This is a genomic window from Gluconobacter sp. OJB (assembly GCF_039638275.1).
In the GTDB taxonomy this organism is placed as follows: domain Bacteria; phylum Pseudomonadota; class Alphaproteobacteria; order Acetobacterales; family Acetobacteraceae; genus Gluconobacter; species Gluconobacter cerevisiae.
On record NZ_JBDIWH010000001.1, the window covers coordinates 22435 to 41227 of the forward strand.

General features: G+C 52.8%; 15 protein-coding genes. 6 read left to right on the top strand and 9 right to left on the bottom strand.

The window, feature by feature from the left end:
• Positions 1–5 precede the first annotated feature (5 nt).
• Positions 6–314, top strand: coding sequence for a hypothetical protein (locus ABDK74_RS00100; protein WP_346002226.1), 309 nt, complete (start codon positions 6–8; stop codon positions 312–314).
• A 231-nt stretch (positions 315–545) separates the two neighbouring features.
• Here the strand turns inward: ABDK74_RS00100 and ABDK74_RS00105 are convergent, their stop codons facing one another.
• From ABDK74_RS00105 to ABDK74_RS00115, 3 genes are all read right to left on the bottom strand, one after another.
• Positions 546–3605, bottom strand: a complete 3060-nt coding sequence (locus ABDK74_RS00105) for an efflux RND transporter permease subunit (RefSeq protein ID WP_346002227.1) — start codon at positions 3603–3605, stop codon at positions 546–548.
• Positions 3602–4705, bottom strand: coding sequence for an efflux RND transporter periplasmic adaptor subunit (locus tag ABDK74_RS00110; RefSeq protein ID WP_346002228.1), 1104 nt, complete (start codon positions 4703–4705; stop codon positions 3602–3604). The genes ABDK74_RS00105 and ABDK74_RS00110 overlap by 4 nt, the downstream gene beginning before the upstream one ends.
• 75 nt (positions 4706–4780) lie before the next feature.
• A complete protein-coding gene (locus ABDK74_RS00115) occupies positions 4781–5389 on the bottom strand; it encodes a TetR/AcrR family transcriptional regulator (RefSeq protein WP_346002229.1) in 609 nt (202 codons plus the stop codon).
• 139 nt (positions 5390–5528) lie between these two features.
• On the opposite strand from ABDK74_RS00115, the gene ABDK74_RS00120 reads away from it, so the two are divergent.
• Positions 5529–7034 (top strand): efflux transporter outer membrane subunit, encoded by a 1506-nt coding sequence (locus ABDK74_RS00120; RefSeq protein WP_346002230.1) that lies wholly within the window; start codon positions 5529–5531, stop codon positions 7032–7034.
• Positions 7035–7163: 129 nt separating this feature from the next.
• Complete coding sequence (locus ABDK74_RS00125) at positions 7164–7919, top strand: SDR family oxidoreductase (protein WP_346002231.1); 756 nt, start codon at positions 7164–7166, stop codon at positions 7917–7919.
• A gap of 126 nt (positions 7920–8045) precedes the next feature.
• Here ABDK74_RS00125 and mgrA read toward each other — a convergent pair whose 3' ends face one another.
• Positions 8046–9068, bottom strand: a complete 1023-nt coding sequence (gene mgrA, locus ABDK74_RS00130; protein WP_346002232.1) for an L-glyceraldehyde 3-phosphate reductase — start codon at positions 9066–9068, stop codon at positions 8046–8048.
• Between the two features lie 36 nt (positions 9069–9104).
• Positions 9105–10193, bottom strand: coding sequence for an LLM class flavin-dependent oxidoreductase (locus tag ABDK74_RS00135; protein ID WP_346002233.1), 1089 nt, complete (start codon positions 10191–10193; stop codon positions 9105–9107).
• A gap of 104 nt (positions 10194–10297) precedes the next feature.
• Between ABDK74_RS00135 and ABDK74_RS00140 the strand changes: the two genes are divergently transcribed.
• Positions 10298–11386, top strand: coding sequence for a Gfo/Idh/MocA family protein (locus ABDK74_RS00140; RefSeq protein ID WP_194256056.1), 1089 nt, complete (start codon positions 10298–10300; stop codon positions 11384–11386).
• Here the strand turns inward: ABDK74_RS00140 and ABDK74_RS00145 are convergent.
• The 3 genes from ABDK74_RS00145 to ABDK74_RS00155 form a co-directional block, all read right to left on the bottom strand.
• Positions 11361–12578 carry an MFS transporter gene (locus ABDK74_RS00145; protein WP_346002234.1) on the bottom strand — a complete coding sequence of 406 codons (1218 nt, stop codon included), beginning with the start codon at positions 12576–12578 and terminating at the stop codon, positions 11361–11363. The genes ABDK74_RS00140 and ABDK74_RS00145 overlap by 26 nt on opposite strands.
• Positions 12579–12660: 82 nt before the next feature.
• On the bottom strand, positions 12661–14778 hold the full coding sequence (locus tag ABDK74_RS00150; protein ID WP_346002235.1) for a TonB-dependent receptor domain-containing protein: 2118 nt from the start codon (positions 14776–14778) through the stop codon (positions 12661–12663).
• Between the two features lie 764 nt (positions 14779–15542).
• Positions 15543–15758 carry a DUF2945 domain-containing protein gene (locus tag ABDK74_RS00155; RefSeq protein WP_346002236.1) on the bottom strand — a complete coding sequence of 72 codons (216 nt, stop codon included), beginning with the start codon at positions 15756–15758 and terminating at the stop codon, positions 15543–15545.
• Between ABDK74_RS00155 and ABDK74_RS00160 the strand changes: the two genes are divergently transcribed.
• Positions 15757–16371, top strand: coding sequence for a DUF488 domain-containing protein (locus tag ABDK74_RS00160; RefSeq protein ID WP_346002237.1), 615 nt, complete (start codon positions 15757–15759; stop codon positions 16369–16371). The genes ABDK74_RS00155 and ABDK74_RS00160 overlap by 2 nt on opposite strands.
• 292 nt (positions 16372–16663) lie before the next feature.
• Here ABDK74_RS00160 and ABDK74_RS00165 read toward each other — a convergent pair whose 3' ends face one another.
• Positions 16664–17557, bottom strand: coding sequence for an SDR family oxidoreductase (locus ABDK74_RS00165; RefSeq protein ID WP_346002238.1), 894 nt, complete (start codon positions 17555–17557; stop codon positions 16664–16666).
• Between the two features lie 92 nt (positions 17558–17649).
• Here ABDK74_RS00165 and ABDK74_RS00170 point away from each other — a divergent pair, with 92 nt between their 5' ends.
• A complete protein-coding gene (locus ABDK74_RS00170; protein WP_346002239.1) occupies positions 17650–18528 on the top strand; it encodes a helix-turn-helix transcriptional regulator in 879 nt (292 codons plus the stop codon).
• The last annotated feature ends 265 nt before the right edge of the window (positions 18529–18793 follow it).

Genomic DNA, 18793 nt, shown 5'->3' on the forward strand with positions numbered 1-18793 from the left:
CAGAAATGATTTATTTTTATAAATATATGAATTTTTTGCATTTATGGAATGAGACGTTTCATATCAATCATATGCCACTTGATCAGGCCAAACTGATCAGAGCCATGCTGGCAGATCGGGGCTATAACAGTGACAACTTCCGCTACGATCTGCTGATCCACGGAATGTTGCCAGTCAATTCCATTACTCAAAGGCCAAAGTGCGCCGCAGCAAAACAGACTGGCTGGTGTTATGGGGATCTTAACCCGTTACAACGAGACAGCCCGATCCTTCATGAATTTCCTCAATCTCGACGCCGGGAGGCTCTGGATTAATTCTTTTTCAACGCGCTTAATGAACTTTGACAAGCTGTACGGGCGCTAGAGAGGGAGATTGCTAACAGGGTTGGCCGTGTTTCGCTGATACTGGCAAGATAACCTGATTTATCTCTTTTTGGACCGTTTTCATGCAGTTAAGGAAAATAATCCATAGTGCTTTGCAGCTTCTTTAATAAAATTGTTCTCTCATGACGACCTGTTTTTTCAGGTCGTCATGGTTTTGTGTATTTATGATTCTGCTGTTGGTTTGATTTTGTACCAGATCGCATAAAGAGCGGGTAGAAAGATTAGGATCAGTACTGTTCCTGCAGCCGTTCCGCCAATGAGCGTAAAGGCCATGGAGCCCCAGAAGACTGACTCTGTCAGGGGTATGAAGGCCAACACGGCGGCGAGTGCGGTGAGAATAACAGGACGCGCGCGCTGCACGGTGGCTTCAACGACGGCATGGAATGGATCAAGTCCTGCCGCCTGATTGACCTTGATCTGCCCGATGAGGATCAGCGTGTTGCGCATCAATATGCCCGACAGTCCGATCAGTCCCAGGATCGCATTGAAACCGAAGGGCTGGTGAAAGAGCAGTAAGACAGGGACGGTGCCGATCAGCCCCAGAGGAGCCGTCAGAAAGACCATCATCATTGCTGACATGCTGCGCGTTTCAATGACCAGAACGAGAAGCGTCAGGAGGATCATCACCGGGAAGATCGGGAGAAGCGCGAGATTGGCTTTGCCTGCCTCCTCGGTGTTCCCGCCAGTTTCAATGCGATACCCTGCCGGCAATGTTGCCTTCAACTGGGTGAGGGCGGTCTCAATCTCTGCTGAGACCTGAGGAGGTTGAAGGTTTTCGTCGATATCGCTCTGGACGGTTATGGTCGGAACACGATCACGCCTGCGCAGGATCGGATCTTCCGCGCGATAGTCTATATGGCCGATCTGGCTCAGGGAAACTGCGCCTCCCTCATTATTGCTGATGATCATGTCCTTGAGACGAGCAGGATCAAGGCGGTCAAGACCAGCGCTTCGGGCGATCAGATCGACGGCCCGGACATCTTCGCGGATTTGTGTGACCGGGATGCCCAGAAGCAGAAACTGGATCTGAGAAGCCGCGTCTTCCGGTGTCAGACCCAAGAGCCGCAAACGTGCCTGATCCAGCAGAAAATGGGCTGTGGGCGCACGTTCACCCCAGTCGGTGTTCACCTGACGGGTGTTCGGATTTTCCCGCATGATGTCCTGCACTTGCCGGGCAATCACTCTTAGTTCGTCCGCGTCAGGACCCATGATGCGAAATGCGACGGGAAAGTGCGAATAGGGGCCAAATACCAACTGGGTTGCGCGGATACGAGCCTCCGGCGCCAGTCCTTGAGCAACTTTCGTGCGAAGCTTGAACTTCAGGCGATCGCGCGCTTTTTCGTCAGGCGTCAGAACGATGATTTTGGCAAAAGACGGATCGGGGAGTTCAGGGTTATAGGCAAAGAAAAATCGGGGTGCGCCCGCACCGACATAGCTGGTCACAATCCGGGCTTCAGGCTGGGTACGCAGCCAGCTTTCCACTCTCGCGGTGATTTTGCTGGTCGCTTCGATACTTGTACCTTCAGGCATCTGAACTTCGACCAGAACCTCGGGGCGGTCTGATGTTGGAAAGAACTGTTGCTTGACTGCTCCCATCCCCATGACTGCCAGAACGAACACCATGCCCACACCGCTGGCGACAAGAAATTTTCGGCGTATTGCCCAGATGACGAGACGTCGGAATTTCTGATAGCGGGGCGTCATGTACGGCGACCCGTGTTCGTTATCGACCTTATGGATTTCGGGAAGCAGTTTCACGCCGAGATACGGGGTGAAAACGACCGCCACGATCCAGGAGGTGATCAGTGCAAATCCGACTACCCAGAAAATGTTCCCCGCATATTCGCCGGCCGTGGATTTTGCGAAACCGACCGGTGTAAAGCCGATAACCGTGACCAGAGTGCCTGCCAGCATCGGAGCAGCAGTGTGGCTCCAGGCATAGGCGGCAGCCTTGGTGCGCTCATAACCTTCTTCAAGTTTTACGACCATCATCTCGATCGCGATAATTGCGTCGTCCACGAGAAGGCCAAGAGAAATGATCAGGGCACCGAGGGTGATGCGATCAAGGGCACGGCCCGTCAGATGCATGATGATCATGACGGTTGCCAGTGTGAGAGGCACAGCGGCTGCAACCACGATGCCGACACGCCATCCCAGACTGATGAGGCAAACAATCATGACTACGACCAGCGCGACGAAAAATTTCAACATGAATTCGCCGACCGCTTCGTGGATGTTCACGGCCTGATCGACAACCTTGGTCAAGGTGACACCCTGCGGCAGGCCAGAGGAAAGTGTCTTTCCTGCTTCGTCCAGTGCATGTCCCAGTGTCTGTCCGTTCCAGTGCTCCTGCATCACGACATTGAGGACCAGAGCCTGCTCTCCGTTGTGCCGGATCAGATAGGTCGCGGGATCTTCATAGCCCCTTTCCACAGTCGCGATGTCGGATATCCTGAAGGTGCGACCATGGGCTGTGACCGGCGTGTCACGGATCGCTTCGAGATCGGTGAATTTTCCGTCCAGACGAATGAAAACCTGCGGACCACTGGTATCGATCGAACCCGCCGCAGTGACATTGTTCTGGCGGACGAGGGTGTTGAAAATATCCTGTGGGCGAATGCCAAGCGTAGCGAGACGTGAATTGGAAAAATTGACGAAAATCTGCTCTGGACGTTCTCCGACGATATCGACCTTTCGCACGCCAGGGACATGCAGAAGGCGCTGACGAACGGTCTCGGCATGGCGAACCAGCAAACGCTCGGGGAGGCCATGGCCCTCAATCGCGTAAACCGCGAAATCGACATCACTGTATTCGTCGTTGACGAAAGGTCCCATGACGCCGCGCGGTAGCTTGGGGGTCGTATCGAAAAGCTTCTTGCGCGCCTGATAGAACTGCTCCGGTACCGCGGATGGCGGCGTACTGTCCTTCAGCGTCACCAGAAGGACGGTCATGCCGGGTCTGGCCAGCGTCTCGACCCTGTCATACCACTGGAGTTCCTGAAGCCGTTTCTCCAGCGGGTCGGCGACGAGATCCTGCATTTCCTGCGCTGTGGCCCCCGGCCATGCAGCGGAGACGGTAAAGCTTTTGACTGTGAAAGTAGGGTCTTCAGCGCGCCCGAGCTGCCTGAAGGCAAAAGCTCCAGCGAGACTGAGAGCGATAATCAGAAAGAGAGTAATCCCGCGCTCACGAACGGCAAGAGCCGAGAGGTTGAAGCGACTCATTGCATCGCCACTTTCTTATGGGCGAGAGCGACCTGCTCATCGGTATGGAGATAATGACCGCCGATTGCGACGATAGTTGCTCCGACCGTCAGGGCAGGGTCCTGGGTGAGCCTGAGCACGGCGTTTTCTGCCGTCAGACGTGAAATCTGCACCTTGTGAAAGCTCACGCGGGAGGTCGTGCGATCCACAACCCATATCCCCTGACCTTCTCCTTCGTCGTCCAGAGAACCTAAAGGAATTTGCAGACTTTCACGCGCTGTTTCGTTCGGGAAACGGACCTGTACCGTGGCGCCGAGGGGGGCTGCTGCTCCTTCGCCCTCCATGACATAACGGGCCTCGTAGGTCCGTGTCGTGGAATCCGAAGCATCGGAAAGCTGTCGCAGATACGCTGGCACGCTCTGCGTACCGCCATACAGAATGGCCTGAACGTCAGAGTGCAATGCAGGACGAAGGCCCTCGGGCAGGTCGATACGGGCTTCGCGTGGGCCGGCATGTGCCAGAACGATAACCGTCTGGCCGCTCGAGACGACCTGTCCGGGCTCTGCCCGTGTCTCGACAATTACTCCGTCAGCATCGGCCCGAAGCAGCGAATAGTCGTCCTGGTTGCGGGCAACTTTTTCCTGCGCAATGGCGGCATCGAGCTGGGCTTTTGCACTGTCAGCCTCTGCCTTCATCTCATCATAGGTTATGGCAGAGGCCGCTCCCGTTCCGACAAGCCCGCGATAGCGTTTTTCATCAGCCGCGGCCTTTACCCAACGGGCACGAGCGGAAGCCATGCTGCCGGTCTGTGCTGTCAGGGCATGGACATAGTCGGTTGGGTCCAGACGCATCAGCACCTGACCAGCTTTTACCTGCTGGCCGGCATCAACCAAACGCTCAATGATTTTGCCCTGAATACGAAAACCAAGATCACTCTGTACGCGTGCGACGACGGTACCTGTAAAGCGGTAGGACTCACTGTCCGCGCGTTCGATGTGGGCAGCTTGCACCACCCGATCCGCAACACGAGGGTCGTGTTGATCCTCATGTTTGCAGCCGATGAGTCCTAACGTGGCGGATAAGGTGACCACCGCAAGGCGGGGCGGGCGCAAGACGGCCATTGAAGGGCTCCAGGACGAAAATAATATCTCATCCTGTTTATTGGTGAACGATTTGTCAATCCGTCACAAATAAATCTATGGTGCTAGGCTGCGTAGCACCAGATTGGCGATCATCGTCGCATCATTATCGAGAGTTTCCAGATTGTACTCCAGAAGGGCAGGGTGCCTGATTGGCTGGAGGCTCAGGACGATCGCCCGGCAGGTCTCGTCAATGGGGGTTTTGCGTTCGAACTCCCCCCGCTCGCGGCCCTCTAGAAGAAGGTTGCGGATGATGCTGCTTAATTCCTGATCGAAGGCGATGGCGGCGTGCCATTTCTCCTCAATCGCAGACGCTACGATGTCGTGCATCTTGCGATCATGCAGGAAAAGCTCTGCGCCGTTATGAGCAAGAGACTGAAAGATTTTCCGCAGTTTTTCAGAGGGTGTAATGTTGTCTTTTACGATGGCCTGAATATCGCTCAGGAGCGTGTCGTGACAAAGGGAGCAGATCGCTTCGCCGATGGCTTTTTTGGATTCGAAGAATTTATAGAGATAGGCGGTCGAGAGACCGATTGCCTTGGCCAGATCCGCGACGGTTGTTTTCTTGTAGCCGTAGAGTCCGAAGTGCTCGTGAGCGGCCGCGATAATCTGGTCCCTGCGTTCGTGATCGACTGGTCCTCGCTGCCCTGATGGTTTTCTGGTCATCGTCTCGTCCTGCTGTGTGCCTTCAGAGCCTTGTAAACCTCCCACCTCGCATTGACAACGAGTGACGAATATGGAAACAATTCACTCGTATTGCATGCCCAGACAGCATTTCTGGTCTTACATTTGGGGTATGAAACATATGGCTGTCGATCATGCTGCGCGAACGATCCTGCCGAAATCCTTCAGGTCGCTCCCAGTCGAGCGGCTTTTTCTGTCTTCTGTCGTTATGCTGGGTCTTGGAGCCTGCGCAGTCGGACCGGATTACAAGGCGCCACATACGGATCTTGCTGCGTTTCATAATTCCGGTTTTGAGAACAATGTTGCAGGACAGGCGCCACTGCCTCTGGATCGCTGGTGGGAAGGATTTCATGATCCCGAACTGGTGCGTATTGAGCAGCGTGTCCTGACGCAGAACCTCGATCTTGAAGCGGCACTCGGTCGTATACGACAGGCTCATGGTGCGGCCGAGGCCGCTGCCGCGCAAATGTTGCCGACACTGGATTTTACTCCGCAGGTCTCGGCTTATCGTCTGTCCAATGAAGGGCTGATTGGTCGCATGGCACGGAATTTTCCGGGTTATAACCGCGATCAGCGCGCCTATGATGTGCATGGCATTGCCAGTTGGGAGCTGGATCTTTTTGGAGGACTGCGTCGGGGGCATGAGGCGGCCAGAGACGAAGCCGAGGCGGCAATCGCGCAGAGTGCAGGGGTGCGGGTCAGTGTCGCAGGGGATGCTGCGGACGCTTATTTCCAGATCCGTGGATATCAGGCCCGGCTACGTGTTGCGGAAGATCAGATCACGACAGACGCCCATCTTCTGAATCTTGTGCAGCAAAGATATGCGCGGGGTGTTGCGTCGCAGCGCGAGGTCGATCAGGCGCAGGCGCTTCTCCAGTCCGCACAGGAGACAGTGCCGGTGCTGCGGGTCGTTTTGGAGGTACAACTCAACCGGTTGGATTTTCTGATGGGCGTGCAACCGGGAACCTATGCACAGGAACTGGCGCTTTCCTCGCCTCCGCCAACGATCCCGCCCATTGGGAATGTCACCCCCGCAGATGTTTTAAGGCGTCGCCCCGATGTTATTGCGTCTGAGCGACGTCTTGCCGCGTCGAATGCCCGTATCGGGCAGGCATTGGCGGATTATTATCCAAAACTTTCACTCTCGGGGGCTCTGGGCTTCCAGAGCCTGAGCGTGAACAAGATGTTTACGCCAGCCGGTTTCGGGCCGGCGGCGTCCGGGGCTCTGCGATGGAGAATTTTCGACTTCGGCAAGATTGATGCGGAGGTTCAGCAGTCAAAAGGAGCTTATGCCGAACAACTGGCACAATACCGATCGACTGTTCTTCACGCAGCCGAAGATGTGGAAAACGCTTTCATGGCGTTGGAGCAATCTGAAAAACGTGCGGAAGATCTCGGAATTGAAGTCGCGTCTTTGACGCAGGCGCGGGATCTGTCCAGCCAGTCCTACAGGGCTGGGGTCATCCCGTTGACGGATGTTCTCGACGCTAATCGGCAGTTGCTGGACGCCAAAGACCGTCAGGCCGACACTCAGAGCGAAACTGCCCGTGCGGCTGTCAGATCCTTCAGGGCGATTGGCGGGGGCTGGGAAGGGGCGACGGACGTCACCAGAGTGGCTTCACGTTAGGTCAACAGACCATCACCATTGTTGTCGTAATACTCCAACCTGAAAGAACGGGATATGAACCAGAATATTTCGGAAGCAGAAAAAATGCCTGCGAATAACAGCGCGAATTCCATTCGGAAAAGAGCTCTGGTGACGGGTGCTTCAAGTGGTCTTGGTATTGATTTTGCTGATGTGCTGGCAGTGCAAGGATACAATCTCGTTCTGGTGGCACGGCGACAGGAACCGATGGAAACCCTGGCTGAACAGCTTCGGATCAAGCATGGCGTGGAAGTCGTTGTGCAGCCTGCTGATCTTGCGGTTCCGGGTGCAGCGGCGGCTCTCAAGGGATATTTGGAGACAAGGTCGCTTCAGATTGACGTTCTGGTGAATAACGCCGGTTACGGACTGCATGGCGATTTTCTGGAAACGCCAATTGAGCGCACCGTCGATATGATTCAACTCAACGTAACAGCACTTACGGAACTGAGTTATGTGTTCGGGCAGGATATGGCGGCTCGAGGTCATGGTCATGTTCTTCTCGTCGCAAGCCTATTGGCATTTCAGCCAGTGCCGACCTATGCAGCTTACGCCGCGACAAAAGCTTATGTGCTTTCTTTTGGAGAGGCGCTTCATGACGAACTCCGCTCCTGCGGCGTCACCGTGACTGCGCTTTGTCCGGGCCATACCAAGACTGGATTTGATGCCGCCGCCGGAGCAACTGTCTCAGCTGCGCTACGCTTGCTGACCATGCAGCCCCGTCCGGTGGTTCAGAGTGGATTGCGTGCGCTCTGGAAGGGGCGGGCAAGTGTGACCGCCGGTATCATGAACAAATTCGTCGTGTTCTCTAATCGTCTGATGCCGCGATCCATGCAAAGAGCTGCAATGAAGACAGTGCTTGGCTCGTAAATAATCATGGCGAGATTTTTTTGACAGGACGCTAATATGTCAGAAAAATTGTGCTGATTGAGATCTGCAAAAGGCTCGCCGGATCATGCCAGCGAGCCTTTTGCAGAGAGTGAATATTTCTATTCTTTACTCAGACAGGTTGCGCCAGAGGTCGATATGTCCTTCGCGGGCATATTGATCAATCAGTTTCAGTTCATCCGCGCTGAAAGACTGATTTTTCAGGGCATCCAGTGAATCGTCAAGCTGCTGAACATTGCGTGCGCCAATGAGGGCGGATGTGACACGGGGATCGCGCAGGATCCAGGCAATGGCCATCTGTGCGAGGGACTGTCCGCGTTTTTGCGCAATGTCATTCAGGGCCCGGACATGTGCGATATTGTCCTCTGAGAGCATGGCCTGAACAAAGGAGTCTCCGATGGCTGCGCGTGAGTTTTCGGGAACGCCATTGAGATATTTGTTGGTCAGAAGCCCCTGAGCCAGCGGAGAAAAAGCGATACATCCAACGCCAAGGTTTTCGAGTGTATCGAGCAGTTCCACCTCAACCCAGCGATTGAGCATCGAATAAGACGGCTGGTGGATGAGGAGCGGTACGCCCTCAGCCTTCAGAATGGCAGCAGCCTGTTTTGTTCGCTCCGGACCATAGGATGAAATACCAATATAGAGCGCTTTGCCCTGACGATGCATCTGCACCAGAGCACTCATTGTCTCTTCAAGCGGGACATCCGGCGTTGGGCGATGGGAGTAAAAAATATCGACGTAATCCAGCCCCATTCTCTGGAGGCTCTGGTCGAGAGAGGCGAGAAGGTATTTGCGGGACCCGCCGTTACCATACGGGCCGGGCCACATGTCCCATCCGGCTTTTGAAGAAATAATCATTTCGTCGCGATGGGCCGCAAAATCCTTTTTGAGGATCGTGCCGAAATTTTCTTCGGCAGAGCCGTAGGGCGGTCCATAGTTATTGGCCAGATCGAAGTGCGTTACGCCACGATCAAAGGCGCGCCTGATGACGGCACGACCTGTCTCGAACACGTCAGTGCCTCCGAAATTGTGCCACAAACCAAGGGAAATGGGCGGCAGATCAAGGCCGGAGCGGCCACAACGACGAAAGGTCGCTGTTTCATAACGGGAGGGGTCTGGTGTCCAGGTCATGCGGCTTTCCTTTTTGTGCGTATCGTGATGCTGGCTTCAGTCAAACCGGGAGAGTGAAGCATGGTTCAGATGTGGCAAGACGTGCCGGGCGAACAGGTCGCATTCGCTCTGATGAGGGTAGCCTGACAGGATGAAGGCTTCCATCCCGAGTTCCTGATAGGCGCGCAGCTTGGCCAGAATCTGGTCGGGAGTGCCAACCAGGGCTGCACCACAGCCAGATCTTGCCCGGCCAATGCCGGTCCACAGAATGTCTTCGACGTAGCCTTCGCTATCGGCGCGATCCCTGAGTTCTCCCTGTCGCAGCACTCCGGCCGTCACAGCATCAAGTGAACGGTTGCGGATGCTGGCGCCGGTGGAGGCGTCCAATTTGGAAACAAGTCGAGAGGCGGCGGCGCGCGCCTCTGCTTCGGTATCCCGAACGATGACATGCACGCGATAGCCGAACTTCAGGGTGCGGCCGTGTCGGGCAGCACGGGCCCGCATGTCAGTGACGACATCCCGAACGCCTTCGAGTGTATCAGGCCACATCAGATAGACATCGGCCGCTGCCGCTGCGGTTTCACGGGCAGCTTCGGAAAGACCGCCAAAATAGAACAGAGGAGACTTGCCGCCGTAGCCCTGCAAGCGAGGGGGAGCGATGGACAGATTGTAAAACTCCCCCTGGGCCTCGACAGGCTGACCGTTCAGGAGGGCTCGCAGGATATGCATATATTCGAGGGTGCGTCTGTAACGCGGCGCGCTTTCCAGCGTCTCGCCCGGAAGATCCGAGGAAATGATGTTGATATCGAGACGCCCCTCGGCCATCTGGTCAAGCGTGGCGAGCTGTCTCGCCTGTTGAGGGGGCCAGACCTCTCCGCAGCGAATGGCTGTCAGCAGTTTCAGACGACGCAGCAGGGGAGCCATCCCACCAGCAAAAGCGATTGTATCCAGCCCCAGACTGTATCCGGAAGGCAGAAGGATACGGTCAAAGCCTCCTTTTTCCGCACCTAGTACGATATTCCTGCAGTGTTCCCAGGATGACTGGAGCGCCTTGTCCGGAACACCGAGAAATTCATAGTCATCATCACACAGGGCGGAGAACCAACTGACTTCACAGGATGGAGTTGAGGCGGGAGGGGCTGACATCTGAAGACCTAATCACTAAATATAAATGTTTAATACTTATTTACCACTTTGTTTAATTGATGTATAGCGCGCTTCGCGGCATTAACAACAACACGTGGCGGACAATGCGTTTTATCCTCGTTGGTACCGGCCTTATGGCTCAGGAACATATCCGTAATCTGGCGCTCGTGCCCGGAACACGTGTCGTTGCGCTTGTTGATCCTGAACCCTCTTCCATCGTCTGGGCACAAGAAAGCCTGCGGGCCAGTTTCGGTGAGGATGCTGGCGATATTCCGGCTTATGCCGACGTTCCGTCCATGCTTGCAGTAACTGAGGCTGATGCGGTGATTGTCGCGTCGCCAAATTATACGCATCACGATGTGCTTTTGCCGCTGCTCGATACGGATCTTCATATTCTTTGCGAAAAGCCGCTTTGTACTACGGTGGCGGACGCCGCAGACATTGTCGCGCGGACAGACGGACGGAAGGGTATTTTCTGGGTCGGGATGGAATACCGGTTTATGCCCCCTGTCTCACGCTTCATTGCTGATGTGCATGAGGGCAGGATCGGTGTTTTGAAGCGGCTGGCGCTCCATGAGCATCGCTTTCCGTTTCTGGCCAAGGTTGGAGACTGGAACCGCTTCAACCGCAATACCGGCGGTACGATGGTCGAAAAATGCTGTCATTTCTTCGATCTCATGACCTGTATCGTACGTGCCAATCCTGTCAGCGTTTTTTGTTCGGGAGCGGCGGACGTCAATCATCTTGATGAGCGTTATGACGGGCAGGCGCCTGATATCATCGACAATAGCTATACCATTGTCGACTTCGACAACGGCGTGCGCGCCATGCTGGATCTGTGCATGTTTGCAGAAGGGGCTGAAGAACAGGAGCAGCTTGTGGCAATTGGGGATCGCGCAAAGCTGGAAGTGGGTATTCCGTCCGGGGTCAAGGTTTTCTCTCCCCGCGTTCCTGTGGGTGAGCCCAAAGCCGTTGTGCGGGAGACGATCGAAGTGCGCGATGACGTGCTTGCTGCCGGACATCATCATGGGGCGACTTACTTCCAACTCCTGGCGTTTTTGGATGCAGCCGCCGGGCGCGCACCGGTTCAGGTGACGGCCGCAGATGGTCTTCTGGCCGTAAAAATCGGGACGGCAGCCGAGATCAGTGCCCGGGAAAAACGGGTGGTCAGACTGTCGGAACTGGAGGGTTAAGGTCGGGATCGGCAGTCTGGGAAAGAAGTTTCCTAACCGGTGCGAAAAGCGCCAGTGCGAGCCATCCCAGAATATAAGCGACGGCGCAGTAAGCGAAAACAGGCTTCAGTGACTGGCCCGGAGCCGCAAATTGCCCCAGAAGATGCAGCATGAGTGCGCCGCCGATATTACCCGCAAAAGCGCCCACTCCTGTTGCGCGCCCAGTCATCCGTGTCGGAGCCCACTCGGTAATGAACCCGAACAGATTGGTGGCGAAGGCCTGATGAGCTGCCAGAGTAAGCCCGCAGACTGCAATGCCGAAAGTCAGGCTGGACGTTGTGAGCAGCAGAGGGAGCGGCAGGGCGCACAAGGCGGCGAAAGCCATAATGACGCGTCGTGCTGTTTCATGCCTGTACCCGGCCCGCGTCAGGAAAAAAGGTCCGTACCCTCCCAGAATGGAGCCAATCCCTGCCATGCCGTAGGCTATGGCGAGCGGAAAACCCATGGAAGACGGCTCAAGTGCAAAGCGGCGATGAAGCAGGTCGGGTAGCCAGAACAGCAGGAACCACCAGACCGGGTCGGTAAGAAACTTTCCCAACGCAAAGCCTGTAACACAGCGCCAGACAGGGAGGGTTGTGTGTTCTGCATGAGCGGTTGTCGAAGCCGGTGCCTTGCTGCCGCCCACCCGGGCAAAACGGAACCAGAGCAACGCGCAAAGCAGTCCTGAAGCACCAACCGCGATAATTGTGCCGCGCCACCCCAGCACGGGGAACAGAAGAGCTACAATCAGAGGTGTGCCCATTGCGGCCAGATTTGGAGCCGCGTTGAGCAGGCCGATCATGCGACCCTGAGAATCACGAGGGAATGTCGTTCTGATGGCCTTCATGCTGGCGGGTGTGCCCACACCCTCAAACAGCCCCAGAGCAACCCGAACGGCTAAAAAGCCGCTGACACTCCGCACCGCAGCATGCAGGATGGTTGCAAGGCTCCACCCTGTCAGACCAAAACCCAGCGTCTTTTTTATTCCCAGGCGATCGACAACCCACCCACTGACCAGCAGGCTGATAGCAATTGTCGCCTGTGACCATGAGGAAATTGAAGCGTAGTCCGCGGCAGTCCAGCCGAAAATACGGTCCAGTTCAGGCTTTAGAAGGGCCAAAATCTGCCGGTCTGCGTAAGCTATGATACCGATCAGAAACAGCAGAGAGGGCATCAGGATAGATTGTTCTTCTGCTTTGTCCGCTTGTGCCGTTTCTGGTGCTTGTGATGGTCTGAAGAGCCGTCTGGCCATCGGCTCAGAAGTCCTTGTGCAAGGTAAAGCCACCATAACGGCCGTAATCGCGCGGGAGCCAGTTTACGACACCTCCCAGGCTCCCATAGCCCATATAAGAGGCGTAATGTGTATTGATGGCATTGCGCATGATGAGCGTAAGACGCAACCGATGCTTCTTATCCTCGATCGTCGTACCGAGATTCCAGATCCCATAAGCTTTCTGAATGGTGTCGGGCGTTTCCGTCAGCGAATACTGGGTGCGGCTCTGCCATGTATAATCACTGTCTAATGAAAGGGTGAAACGATCATTCAGCGGTCGCGTGTAATCCGCATTCAGGACAAGTTTCCAGCGCGGTGCAAAAGGTAGCGGCTGGCCGTTTACATTGCAGGAGAGAGGCGCACCGGCAGGGCAATTGAAATGATCGACCGTGGCATAGGTATAGGCAAAATTGCCTCCAACAGTCAGATAGCGGAAGGGGCGTGCGGTAATGTCCCCCTCTACGCCTTTGCTGGAAACTGTTCCTGCATTGATAAGGCGCGTGACGGTCGCACCTGCAACGGTATCCAGAAAATTGGCCTGATAGTTTGAAAAATCTTCAATGAAAGCTGCGAAATTCGCTGTAATCCTACGATGCAGGAACTGTGATTTCAGACCAATTTCAAAGCTGTTATTCTGTTCTGGTCGTAGAGATTTTGCGTCTGTGTTCTGCATATTAAAGAACACATTATAAGCTGGTCCTTTATATCCATGTGAATAGGTGAAATAGGCATGGATATCGTGACTGACGTCATATTGCAGGCCGATCCGGTCAACATACCCGTTATGGGCTGTCGAGCCATTGGAAGAATAGTCTGGACGAATACCCGTTACTGCTGCAGCGGATGTCGATGTCCGGTTGAAGCGGTAATCCAGATCGTCTCTCAGGAGACGGAGCCCCAGAATAGCTCTGAAATCCTTCGTGAAATTCAGGTTGCCTTCGGCAAAAGCTGCGTAATTGTTTCCAGTAGTTCCGAAATCGGCATGCCCGGAAGTAGATGTTCCGCCGTAAGGCTGCAAAGATCGGTCATATGTCTCTGAATCAGACGTATGAAGATAATACAGGCCTGCTACATAATCGAAAAAATGCCCTTTCGGGGATGCAATACGGATCTCCTGAGATGCCTGCCAGAAATCCAGCCATCCATGATCAGCGAGTTGCGGCAGGGAAGGGTAGGGCTGAGACAGTTGGTCGTAATCCTGATCCTGTGTGTTCTGCCAGCGCCGGTAGGCGGAAATGGAAGTCAGGGTATAATCGCCAAACTTTCGATCAAGCGTGATTGAGGCACCTCCATTGTGGTCAATGGATTTGCTGAGAGTATTATTACTGACACGCGTATTATTCGATGACGGCTGAATACCTTCAGAACTTAGAGCCTGCGCCAGTGCAGCATTGTTCGTCACTGTTCCTGTAGGGTAGGCAACATGTGAGGTCGATGAAAAGACCCCATTGGGAACAGCATCGTTGGAATACATATAATCCAGCCCCAGGGTGACCCGTGTCTGGTCGTCAGGCGTCCATGCCAGCTTCGTTCTCGCGCCGCGATGCTGATATCCGTTAACGGTTTCGCTGTTGTACACATTACGGACATTCCCGGTGTACCCTCCAACCAGAAAAGACCCAATGGCTGTCAGTTTTGACGGAATGAGTGTGCCTGAGGCGCTAGCACTCAAGCGATACTCGTCTCCAGAAAAATAGGAAGCGTCGGCATGGGCATGAAAGGCTTCTGTTGGCGCTGAGGTGACGATATTCACTGCACCTGCCGAAGCATTTTTACCAAACAGAGTGCCCTGTGGCCCCCGTAACACTTCAATATGTTCAAGATCGAGAAGATCTGCAGTGGCCTGACCCGAGCGGGCCAGAACCACACCATCCAGAACGGTAGAGACAGAAGGCTCTACGCCCGGGGATGTGGAAATCGTCCCTATACCACGCACAAAAACCGTCCTATCTTTGGAAGATGCACTTGTGCGGAAATTGGCCGACGGAACAAACTGGAATATTCCCTGAAGGTCATGGACGTTGTTCCGTGCCGCATCTTTGGCTGTGAAGATCGATGTGGCAACAGGCACCTTCTGCAATGGTTCGCTGCGACGTCGCACAGTGACCGTAATTTGCTCGTAATTGCTGGAGTTCTCTAATGATTTTTCCGGATTTTGTTTCTTACTTGCTGGAGGATGGCTTTCTCTGAAGTCTCTCTTTTCAGCCGCCAAGCTGTGGACAGTGGACAGGCTGACGGAGGCTGCGGTTAACGCGAGCATGAATTGTCTTGAGTACCAAAAGCGCAGACGCGCGGATGGATTCAGGCCGCGAGGTGGATAATTCACTTTTTAATGCCCGTTTTTAGTTTGTGATATTTTCATATAGTTATAGAAAATAGTCAATAATATATTTTACATTAAACTTTTTATGATAGTTTAATTTTGAGGGTAGCTGATTGTCGGTTTGTTCAGAAAAAATGTTTTCGAGACATGCTTCCTGAAAGAGACGCTTTCATACAATCGGCAAAAATAACGCGGTGAGGTGAGAAAGGCACTTATGAGGTGCCCGCTGGTGAACGATTTTTTCATGCCCTTGAACTGCTGGTGAAGTAGAAAAACCTCAATAAGATCGTCTTGCCCACACAATAAGGAATATTGACAATCGCGTTCTTATGGTTCCTGCCGCGCAGAAGGCGTAAAATGTTTGTAATAGCGGTGGTTGGAGGTTTGTAGGATATGATGCGGTAAGCGCCCAGCGACGCTCCGGTAGGATGTACTGCGAAGAGCAATTAAAACCTGCCAAATTTGATCTCTAAATTGTGTCGTCATTAGTGATATAATGTGTGACCATCAATATCTGAATATTCCCGACGCTTACTTTCGCGTCACCCTAAAAATGTTAGGGCCGCGCTTTTGTGGTAAGCGATATGGCCGGTTTTAAGGCTTTCTATTTCATATTGAGGTTGTTCTGACGTCGCGTGATGCTGATAGCCTTTGACCAGAAAGGGGGTTTCATGAATGGCTCTGATTCGCCCACTCACGTGTCCCGCTTCCGAGTTCCAGGAGACGATATCTCCAATTTTGAAAGTCTGTGACGACATGGAAAACTCCATATCCAATGTGAACCTCGGAGAAGAGACAAGATCATCTTGCGGCAGACCATTCTACACTATTGGTCACTCGACGCTTCAGCTATCTGATTTTATCGCGATTTTGCGTCATTATGGTGTGACATTGATCGTGGATGTAAGGGCTTTTCCGTATTCCCGTCGTAATCGTGATTATGATGGGACGAACCTTCAGTCCGAACTGGCGACACATGGGATTGACTATAGCCACTTGCCCGAGCTTGGAGGGCGAAGACCGCGATCGAAAACGGTGGCGACGGCGGTCAACGCATTCTGGCGTGTCCAGAGTTTTCATAATTATGCTGATTATGCGCTTGGAGAAGATTTTCACCGCGGTCTTGTGCAACTTATTGAATTGGGACAGCAGGCAACCGTTGCGATCATGTGTGCAGAAGTTCTCTGGTGGCGCTGTCACAGACGCATTATCACCGATTATCTTCTGGCCCGTGGGATGACAGTCTTTCATATTCTGTCCATGACGGATGTCGTTTCTGCACGCCTCACTGAGTCAGCAATTATTGATAGCAGCCAGCATATTACTTACCCTGAGATGGAAATTTCAGTGATTGAAGGTAAGATAGGATAAATAAAGGAACGATATTTCCAAAATTTCTGTAGAAGTTGCAAGACAGTTGAATATGAATAAATCGGATTAAAGAAGAATTTTTCGCTAAAATCGCAATGTAGAATCTGAATTTTTTCAAAAAATAAGTATTTATTAATAATATATCATGGTTTTTTTATAGTTTTATCTAATAATTATTTGTAGAATGTATTTTTGTTGTTTAATATATTTCCATAACGGTAAAGTTATTGCATCAGACAGATGGGAAATCTGTCTGATGCAATGTCGAAAGAGGCTGCTAAGAATTTAAAATTTAAATAGTCTCAATATTGAGATTCGAGACGTCGGTAAGGATTTTTGGTCTATTCGTGTGCCAGTTCAGGCGTTTTTTTGTCTTCGCGCTTGATGCAATCATATTTTTAGAAACGAACCCGTTCAACCATCCGAAGTGGGGAATAGCAGCCTCCTTCGATAAGGATATAACGGGCAGATTAAGGCGCTGTCCGATCGTTTCTGCAATGGATCGGACAGACACACCCTCCTCAGCGGTTGCATGATAGCATGCCCCGGCAATCTGTTTTTCCACAGCAAGACGGAACAGATGCACCGTATCGGAGACGTGAGCGGCAGACCAACGGTTCGCACCATTCTCAACATAGGCTGACTGACCCGTTTGTTGGGCCAGTTGCACTAAAAAAGTAACTAGTCCCTGACGATGTGTATCGTGAATTTGTGATAGGCGGACTAACGATACGTTTTGGCCTCGATCGATCATAGTCTGAGCGGCAATCTCGGACGTAACGCGTGGATTGGAATGTTGAGCGTTAAAAACGTCTTCATCCGCGAGCTGACCGGGGATCGCTTCGCCAAACAACGTTGTGGATGTAATGACAAGTGGCCTATTCGAGCCTTGGAGTGCAGCACCCAATGTTTCGATTACTCGCCGATCCTGATCACAATTGGCAGTGTAGTTTGCAAAATTGTGGTTAAATGCTGTGTGAATGACGCCATCGCATCCTGCTGCACCGACACGCAGGCTGTTAAGATCCTCCAAATCACCGCGATAAGCTTCTGCTCCTGCCGCGATCAGTTGCTGCACTCCTGCATCCGAACGGGTTAGTCCAAGAACCTGATGTCCGGCATCGATCAGTTCAGAGACAAGTTTCGACCCGATAAATCCGTTGGCACCGGTAAGAAAAATTTTCATCGTCTGCGTTCCGATATTGTTTGATTCCCATCGTGTCGTTAAATTTTATACTGTTACAGTAGTGACGTTATCATAGTATGAAAACCAACAGGATGACTGTGAGCTCTCCCACTTCGCTCGGCACCTACCTTAAAGATCGACGCACACGCCTCGACCCTGCTGCGTTTGGTTTTTCCAGTGCGCGACGCCGTACACCAGGCTTACGCAGAGAAGAAGTCGCGCAACGCGCCAATATAAGTCCAACATGGTATACTTGGCTGGAACAGGGGCGAGGTGGCGCTCCTTCTCCTGACGTCCTCGATCGTATCGCTAAAGGCTTGCTCTTGACTGAACCTGAGCGGCAACATCTGTTTATGCTGGCACTCGGCCATCCGCCAGAAGTGCGCTATCGCGTCCCCGATGGAATTACGCCACGCCTGCAACGTGTTCTTGATGCCCTTGAACATAGTCCAGCGATTGTCAAAACGCCGTTATGGGACATTGTAGCCTGGAACAGGGCAGCCGCTGCCGTGCTCACTGACTATAGCGAACTGCCACCAGAACAGCGTAATATTCTGCGTATTGTATTCTGTACTTCTCGAGTTCGGGATATGCAGGTGGACTGGACAAATCTGGCTAGATCCGTTGTTGCGGCATTTCGCGCCGATGCCGTGCGCGCAGGCGCCTCCGCCGAGGTTGATGAATTTGTAAAAGAACTAAGTTCGCGTAGTCCGGAATTTGCAAAACTCTGGCAGGATAATGACGTACAGATTCATGGAGAGGGAACGAAGCGGCTGAATCATCCGACAGTAGGATTGATCGAATTGGAATATTCCGGGTTTTCTGTAGATGGTCGTCCTGATCTCGGTCTGATTATTTATAATCCAGCGACCCTTGATGATTTAGAACGAGTTCGCAAACTTATAGAAAATTCTTCTCAGAAAAATAGATATTCCACTCCATATCAAGAAGAAGCAATGCGTGCCGTATAGATGGAGGAAACAGCAATTCCAGTTTTGCAGATCACGTCAATCAGAACCGATATGGCTGCCTCTAAATCCGCTTTGGCATCGACTATAATATAGGAAAGCTTTTTCTTTCTGGCAGCAGTGAACTTCTGTCAGAAAGGACTTCCACTAAAGCCGGGCGTTCTTTGTCTCATTATGATAAAGATCTTTAGACAGATTGTGGTGTCAGCAGACCCATTTTGTAAATCTGTAGAATAATCACAATGGCTTAGAAATAAAATAAAGAATT